The sequence below is a fragment of the Caulobacter vibrioides OR37 genome (assembly GCF_000372645.1).
Lineage (GTDB): Bacteria > Pseudomonadota > Alphaproteobacteria > Caulobacterales > Caulobacteraceae > Caulobacter > Caulobacter vibrioides_E.
Window position 1 is genome coordinate 45,057 of record NZ_APMP01000031.1, and the last position, 7,677, is coordinate 52,733.

The window sequence follows — 7,677 nt, forward strand, 5'->3', positions numbered from 1 at the left end:
GATCAAGAGGTTGCTGGTTAAGGCGCGTTAACCGAGAAAGCTATCGCGCTTTGGCCGGACAGACCGCGCCGGCCGGGTCGGTCGTCAGTCGGACCTCGGCGATCGACAGCTTGAAGGTCCCGGCCGTGGCCAGCTCGAACGGCGCGGCCACCTTGGTCACGTCGGTCCCGGCGGCCTGGAAGCACTTCAGCGGGATCTTCAGGCTGGACCACCGGCCGATCGGCGCGCCCGCCGGCGGGGTGACGTCCAGGCGTCCCGCGCCCATCGCCAGGGTCACCGGCGCCGAGGCCGGGGCGTCCACGCGGTAGTCGAAGCTCAGCGCCATCTCCGCATTGGTCTGGAACGACAGGTCCAGCGGCTTGTCGCCGACGATCGACAGCAAGGCCGGAACGTCGCCGGCGAAGGTGATCTGGCGCCCCGCCTCCTGCACGCCGCCGGCGTCGACCGGCGCGATCTGGACCGAGGTGGTCGGCGCGATCTGGAACGCGAACGGCGCCGGCGTCTTGCCGCCCACGAAGTAGCTGACGACGTTGTCGGACACCGCCTTGACGCCGGAGACCTCCGACAGCCTTCCGACCTTGCCCGGCTTGGCGTAGCTCAGGCCATAGCCGTAGGCGAACAGCGGATCATAAGGCTTGTCGCCCCGGTTCAGGCGGAACTGGTCGGCGCGCTTGGGCCAGCTGAACGACAGCTTGCCGGTGAAGTCGGCGCGCGGCTTGCCCGCCTTGTCGCCGATCAGCACGTCGGCGATTCCGCCGCCCTCCGAGCCGGGCAGCCAGGCGGCCACGAAGGCGTCGGAGGCGTTGATCTCGGGATTAACCCACAGCGGACGGCCGCCGAGGAACACCGACACCACCTTCACGCCGCGCGCCTTCAGGCTCTTGAGCAGGGCCAGATCGGTCTTGGCGCCCGGCTGGTATTCCAGCGAGGTCTTCAGGTCGCCGACACCTTCCGCATACGGATTTTCACCGAAGACGACGATGGCCACGTCCGGCTTCTGATCGAACTGGCCGCCGACCGACAGCGTCGCGTGGCCGCCGCCGGCCTCGATCGCCGTCTTCAGGCCCGACCAGATGGACTCGGCGTTGGGGAAGTCGGCGTTGGTGTTGCCCGTGCCTTGCCACGACAGGGTCCAGCCGCCCGACTGCTTGCCGATGTCGTCGGCGCCCGAGCCGGCGACCAGCACGTGGGCGCTGCTCTTCACGGGCAGGACGCCGTCGTTCTTGAGCAGGACCAGCGACTTGCGCACCGCCTCGCGCGCCAGGGCGCGGTGTTCGGGAGCCCCGATCACGCCCTCGCGCCCCTCGTAGGGCCGCGCGGCCTGGAACAGCCCCAGCTTGGCCTTGACCCGCAGGATGCGGCGAACCGCGTCGTCGAGGCGCGCCATCGGAATGACGCCCGACTTCACCTCGGCCAGGGTGTTGTCATAGAGCCCCTTCCAGCTGTCGGGGGCCATGAACATGTCAAGGCCGGCGTTCAGCGCGGTCGGGCAATCGGTGGGCTTGCAGCCCGGAACCTGGCCGTGGCCGTTCCAGTCGCCGACCACGAAGCCGTCGAAGCCCATCCGCCCCTTCAGCACGTCGGTCAGCAGGCCCTTGGCGCCGTGCATCTTCTGGCCGTTCCAGCTGGAGAACGAGGCCATGATCGTCAGGGTCCCCGCGTTGATGGCCGGCGGATAGCCCTGGGCGTGGATCTTGATCAGGTCGTTTTCCGAGACCCGCGCGTCGCCCTGGTCGTGGCCGTCCTGGGTGCCGCCGTCGCCCAGGAAGTGCTTGGCGCTGGCGGCCACGTGACCCTGCTGGATGACGCCGTCCTTGCCGCCCGTATAGGGACCGACCGCCCCCTGGATGCCCAGGATCATCTGGCCGGCATAGGCGCGGACGATCTCGGGATCCTCCGAATAGCCCTCGTAGGCGCGCCCCCAGCGGTCGTCGCGCGGCGTGGCCAGGGTCGGTCCGAACGCCCAGTCGAAGCCGGCGGCGGAGGTCTCCAGCGCCGTGGCGGCGCCGATGCGGCGGATCAGCGCCGGATCATGCGCCGCGCCCAGCGCGATATTGTGCGGAAAGAGCACGGCCCCGACGACATTGTTGTCGCCATGCACCGCGTCGATGCCGAACATCAGCGGAATGGGGGTTCCGCCCGGCCGGCGCGCGGCCGCCTCGCGGAAGGCGCGGGCCGTATCGACCCAGGGCTTCTGGGGCGAGCGGTCCGGCGCGCCCAGCGGCGGCGAACTGCCCCCGGCCAGGATCGAGCCCAGGGGATAGACGACAAGGTCCTCGGGCTTGATGTGGGCGATGTCGGCCTGGATGACCTGGCCGACCTTTTCCTCGACGGTCAGCCTGGACATCAGCGCCGTCACGAAGGCTTCCGTCGCCGGATCGACCAGGCCCTGGCTCTTGGCCGCCGGCCAGAGGGCGGGATGAGCCGTGCTCGCGGGACCGGTTTGCGCGGCGGCCGCGCCGGACAGAACGGTGGACGCCAACAGAGCGGCGACGCGGAGGGTCCTGGTGTTCATACTCCCCAACTCTTGTCGTTCGCGGTCACGCGCCGCGCAGGACAACGTTGTCATAGGCCGCGACGACGATCCATAGGCTTCATTTTGTACGACCAATGGGCGGTCTTCCGGGTTTTTCACTCCCGGAGCGCCGGTCGGAGCGCATCTATTTGACAGCGCTAACAATCTTCGCCGCACGCGCCCCGAGACGCCGACGATCCAACGACGCGGCAGCGGAGAAATAATCCTTTCCGCCACGGCGGCCAGGCCGGTCTCCCGACCCGCTAGTCCGCGCCGGCGGAGCGAATCGCGGCGGACAGCGCGCAAAAAAAGGGGGACGGGTCCGAAGACCCGCCCCCCCTAGGGATCGAAAGAGTGTTTCGACTTAGCGGAACAGGCTCAGGATCGAGGAGCTGGAAGCGTTGGCGATCGACAGCGCCTGGACGCCCAGCTGCTGCTTGGTTTGCAGCGATTGCAGCTTGGCGCTTTCCTTGGCCAGGTCGGCGTCCACCAGGTTGCCGACACCGGCGTTCAGGCTGTCTTGCAGCTTGCCGACGAAGGACAGGTGGGTGTCGAGACCGGTCGAGGACGTGCCCAGCGAAGCCAGCTTGTTGGTGGCGGTCTGCAGGGCGTTGCTGATCGTGGTGATCATCGTCTTGGCCGAGGCCGCGTCGGTGAAGGTCGACGACGCGCTGAGGCCAATGCCGCCCAGCGACAGGGTTTGGGCGTTGACGGTGAAGCCCGAACCGTCCGAGTTGGCCAGGAAGGTCAGCTTGGAGGTCGTGCCGTCGGCGACGCTGACGCCGTTGAACTTGGAGTTCGTGGCGGCCTTGGTGATCTGATCGCGCAGCGACTCGAAGTCGGCCTTGAGGGCGTTGAACGAGGCGGTGTTCAGCGAGGTGTCGGAAGCGGCCAGGGCCTTCGACTTCATCTGACCCAGCAGGTTGGTGATGGTGTCACCGGCCGCCAGGGCGACGTCGATGGTCGACTGGCCGCGTTGCAGCGAGTCCTTCACCGAATTCAGGCTGTCGGCGGTGGCCTGTTGGTTCTTGGCGGTGGCCCAGATCGCGCCGTTGTCCTTGGCGCTGCCCACCTTCTTACCGGTGCTGATGCGCTGTTGGACGGTGGCCAGCTCGCCGCTGGTCGCGTTGAGGTTTTGCAGCGCGATGAGCGCGTTGTTGTTCGTGTTGATGCTGTTTAGCGCCATGACGAAACACTCCTATTCGAGGTGTCCCGACGTCGTTTTGACGTCGGCGGGCATTTTGCCCAACGTCTGGTATCCGCGAACTAGATTTCCATTTCGTTTAAGACACAATGTCGCACGGCCAATATCGCGAACTCATTCCGTTAATAGTTGACTCAGGAACGGCCCCGCCCAGAGCCCCTAAAACCAGTTCGCTTGTCTCAAAATGGCACATTTTGCCTAGTGAAAATCGGACGGAGACTCTAGCTAGGCAAGTTCGGCCGAGGCCTTTAGAGTCTAGGCGGACTCAGTGTCTGGCGGGTAGGCAAAAACGGCCAAAACCCCCGCGCGATCGGTATCCCGAACGCTCTCCTGGAGGTTCCGAAAGCGCGACCCGCGCCAGGCCCAAGCGCCGAGGGCGGAGCCGCGTCGAGGTTGAGCGTCGGCGACGTCGCGGCGACCGTCTCTCCTCTTGAAGCCGCTAAGGTGAGGGCGACCGCAGGCTTGGCTCGCGCGCAATCCTCGTCCTGAGCGTGTCGAGGGACGCGCTGTGCTCTCCGAACCTGCGACCACGTGTGAACTGCCAAAAGAAAAGGGAGCGGATCCTAGGACCCGCTCCCTTCTGGCCTGGCTTTGATGAGGCGGCTTAACCGCGGAACAGGCTCAGGATCGACGAGGACGACTGGTTGGCGATCGACAGCGCCTGGACGCCCAGTTGCTGCTTGGTTTGCAGCGACTGCAGCTTGGCGCTCTCGGTGGCCATGTCGGCGTCCACCAGGTTGCCGACGCCGGCGTCGAGACTGTCTTGCAGCTTGCCGACGAAGGTCAGGTGCGTGTCGAGACCGGTCGAGGACGTGCCCAGCGAGGCCAGCTTGTTGGTCGCGGTCTGCAGGGCGTTGCTGATCGTGGTGATCATCGCCTTGGCCGAGGCCGCGTCGGTCATCGTGGTCGAGGCCGACAGGCCCAGGCCCGCCAGCGACAGGGTCTTGGCGTCGACGGTGAAGCCCGAGCCGTCCGAGTTGGCCAGGAAGGTCAGCTTGGCGGTCGTGCCGTCGACGACGCTGACGCCGTTGAACTTGGCGTTGGTGGCGGCCTTGGTGATCTGATCGCGCAGCGACTCGAAGTCGGACTTCAGGGCGTTGAACGAGGCGGTGTTCAGCGAGGTGTCGGACGCGGCCAGGGCCTTGTCCTTCATCTGGCTGAGCAGGTTGGTGATGGTGTCCCCCGCCGCCAGGGCGACATCGATCGTGGACTGACCGCGTTGCAGCGAGTCCTTGACCGAGTTCAGACTGTCGGCGTTCGCCTGCTGGGTCGTGGCCATCGCCCAGATCGCGCCGTTGTCCTTGGCGCTGGCGATCTTCTTGCCTGTACTGATGATGCTCTGAGTTTGCGCGAGCTGCGCGGCCGTGGCGTTCAGATTTTGCAGGGCGATCATCGCGCCCGTGTTCGTATTGATGCTGTTCAGCGACATTACGAGGGTTCCTTTTCAAGGTGAACCCCAGCGTCTTTTTGGCGCCAGGGAGGCGTTTTGCCCGCGCCAAGCATCCGACCGCTCGATTACCGACTCCTTTAAATTATCCAGAGTCTAGACGAGTCAATCCGGACTATATTCAACCACCAATACATTTTACATTTCGTCATGAACCAGGAAATCGCCTCATTTCGCCACAACGAGAGCCAATTTTGACTGAAATGTGGCATTTTTATTTCTCAAGGTTTCCGAGATTCTCAGTTCAGTGAGAAAACAGGGTAAACGAACGCGCGCGCGCGAAATATCGCTCAACGCCGGCGCGAAACGCCATGTCGTGAAAAAATTCGACCGAAGACGGATTTTTTTCGCGCCTCGCCCGCTGGACAACCCAAGCGATCAGGCAATCGCGGACTTTGCTCCAGCCCCGATGCGGCGGAGACCGGCGCGGTTTCGCGACCGAAGCGTCGGAGCGCGCTCTAAAGCCTGGCCCGTTCCAGCCAGCGGTTGACGAGGATCGGTCCGCAATAGAAGCCGATGCCGCAAACGTCGGCGATCACGTCGAACGGGTCGCAGTCGCGGTTGATCACCGGCAGGGCCTGCAGCAGCTCGATGGCGATCCCCAGGCCCAGCAGGGCCAGGCCGATCTTCCAGTACCGGCTGCGGGGCAGCGCGATCGTCGCCAGGAAGGTCAGGCCATAGAAGACGATAAAGTGCTTGGCCTTGTCCCAGGGGATCAGGCCGGCGGTGTCGTCGCCGGGCGCCAGGGCCGCGTAGAGGGTGAAAGCCACGGCCGCCAAGAAGGCCGCCAGGCCCAGCTTGTTGATCTTGCGGGGAATGAACAGCGACATGCGGGGCCTTTGAAATAAAGATCCTCCCCCGCGTCGCGAGGGAGGATCCATTATCCTCAGAACGTCAGCGCGCGCGCTTCCTTGACGTGCGGCAGGGCCTGGATCTTGGCCAGCAGGGCCGCGTCCGGGGCTTGGTCGACGCCGACCAGGGCGATGGCGTCCTCGTCGGCGGCCATGCGGCCCAGGTTGAAGGTGGCGATGTTGACGCCGGCCTCGCCCAGCAACATGCCCAGCGCGCCGATGAAGCCCGGCTTGTCCAGGTTGTTGATGTACAGCATGGCCGGCGAGAAGCCCGCGTCCAGCTCCATGCCCTTGACCTCGACGATGCGCGGCGCGCCGGCGATCACCGTGCCGGCGAAGGCGCGCTTGCCCTTCTCGGTGGTGATGGTCACGCGCATCAGGCTGTCATAGGTGGGGCTGACCTCCTGGCGGCTCTCCGAAACGGTGACGCCGCGCTCCTTGGCCACGGCCGGAGCCGAAACCATGTTGATCTCGGCCAGCATCGGCTTCAGCACGCCGGCCAGGGCCGCCGAGGTCATCGGCTTGACGTTCAGGTTCGAGACCTCGCCCTCATAGGCGATGTCGATGGCCTTGATGCCGAAGTCGACCATCTGGCCGGCCAGGGCGCCGATCTTCTCGGCCAGGGCGACGAACGGCTTCAGCTTCGGGGCTTCTTCCGCCGTGATCGAGGGGCTGTTCAGGGCGTTGGTCACGGCGCCGGTCAGCAGGTAGTCCGAAACCTGTTCGGCGACCTGCAGGGCGACGTTTTCCTGAGCTTCGCTGGTGCTGGCGCCCAGGTGCGGGGTGGCCACGACCTTGTCCGAGCCGAACAGCGGGTTTTCCTTGGCCGGTTCGGTGACGAAGACGTCGAAGCCGGCGCCGGCCACGTGGCCCTCGTCCAGCAGCTTGCGCAGCGCGACCTCGTCGACCAGGCCGCCGCGGGCGCAGTTGACGATCAGCACGCCCTTCTTGGTCTTGGCCAGGTTCTCGGCCGACAGGATGTTGCGGGTCTTGTCGGTCAGCGGGGTGTGCAGGGTGATGACGTCGGCGCGGGCCAAGAGGTCGTCCAGCTCGACCTTCTCGACGCCGATCTCGACGGCGCGTTCCGGCGACAGGAAGGGGTCGTAGGCCACGACCTTCATCTTCAGGCCCAAAGCCCGGTCGGCGACGATCGAGCCGATATTGCCGGCCCCGATCAGGCCCAGGGTCTTGGCGTAGAGCTCAACGCCCATGAAGCGGTTCTTCTCCCACTTGCCGGCCTGGGTCGAGACGTCGGCGGCGGGGATCTGGCGGGCCAGGGCGAACATCATGGCGATGGCGTGCTCGGCCGTGGTGATCGAGTTGCCGAACGGCGTGTTCATCACCACGATGCCCTTGGCCGTGGCGGCCGGGATGTCGACGTTGTCGACGCCGATGCCGGCGCGGGCGATGACCCGCAGCTTGTGAGCGGCGGCGATGACGTCCTTGTCGAGCTTGGCGCCCGAGCGGATGGCGATGCCGTCATAGTCGCCGATCACGGCGATCAGCTCGTCCTTCGAGAGGCCGGTCTTGATGTCGAAATCGACGCCGCGGTTCTTGAAGATGTCGACGGCGGCGGGGCTGAGCTTGTCGGCGATGAGGACGCGAGGAGCGGTCATGGTTCTGTACCTTGCTCCCCTCCCCCTTGCGGGGAGGGGCTGGG

Annotated in this window: 5 protein-coding genes; all 5 read right to left on the reverse strand. The window is 65.7% G+C overall.

The window, feature by feature from the left end; all coding sequences use genetic code 11:
- Window positions 1-40: 40 nt before the first annotated feature.
- The 5 genes from OR37_RS17945 to serA all read right to left on the reverse strand — a co-directional run bounded on the left by OR37_RS17945 (window position 41) and on the right by serA (window position 7,633).
- Window positions 41-2,524 (reverse strand): glycoside hydrolase family 3 protein, encoded by a 2,484-nt coding sequence (locus tag OR37_RS17945; RefSeq protein WP_165570630.1) that lies wholly within the window; start codon window positions 2,522-2,524, stop codon window positions 41-43.
- Window positions 2,525-2,879: 355 nt separating this feature from the next.
- Entirely contained in the window at window positions 2,880-3,701 is an 822-nt protein-coding gene (locus OR37_RS17950) for a flagellin (RefSeq protein WP_004623125.1), read from the reverse strand.
- Between the two features lie 622 nt (window positions 3,702-4,323).
- Window positions 4,324-5,148, reverse strand: a complete 825-nt coding sequence (locus tag OR37_RS17955; RefSeq protein WP_004623126.1) for a flagellin — start codon at window positions 5,146-5,148, stop codon at window positions 4,324-4,326.
- A gap of 476 nt (window positions 5,149-5,624) precedes the next feature.
- Window positions 5,625-5,996, reverse strand: coding sequence for a hypothetical protein (locus tag OR37_RS17960; protein WP_004623127.1), 372 nt, complete (start codon window positions 5,994-5,996; stop codon window positions 5,625-5,627).
- Between the two features lie 56 nt (window positions 5,997-6,052).
- A complete protein-coding gene (serA, locus tag OR37_RS17965) occupies window positions 6,053-7,633 on the reverse strand; it encodes a phosphoglycerate dehydrogenase (protein WP_004623128.1) in 1,581 nt (526 codons plus the stop codon).
- Window positions 7,634-7,677: the final 44 nt, after the last annotated feature.

Excerpts from the sequence above, each read along its gene's own strand:
- OR37_RS17955 (WP_004623126.1), bottom strand. The coding sequence starts at position 5,148 with ATGTCGCTGAACAGCATCAATACGAACACGGGCGCGATGATCGCCCTG.
- OR37_RS17950 (WP_004623125.1), bottom strand. The coding sequence starts at position 3,701 with ATGGCGCTAAACAGCATCAACACGAACAACAACGCGCTCATCGCGCTG.
- OR37_RS17960 (WP_004623127.1), bottom strand. The coding sequence starts at position 5,996 with ATGTCGCTGTTCATTCCCCGCAAGATCAACAAGCTGGGCCTGGCGGCC.
- serA (WP_004623128.1), bottom strand. The coding sequence starts at position 7,633 with ATGACCGCTCCTCGCGTCCTCATCGCCGACAAGCTCAGCCCCGCCGCC.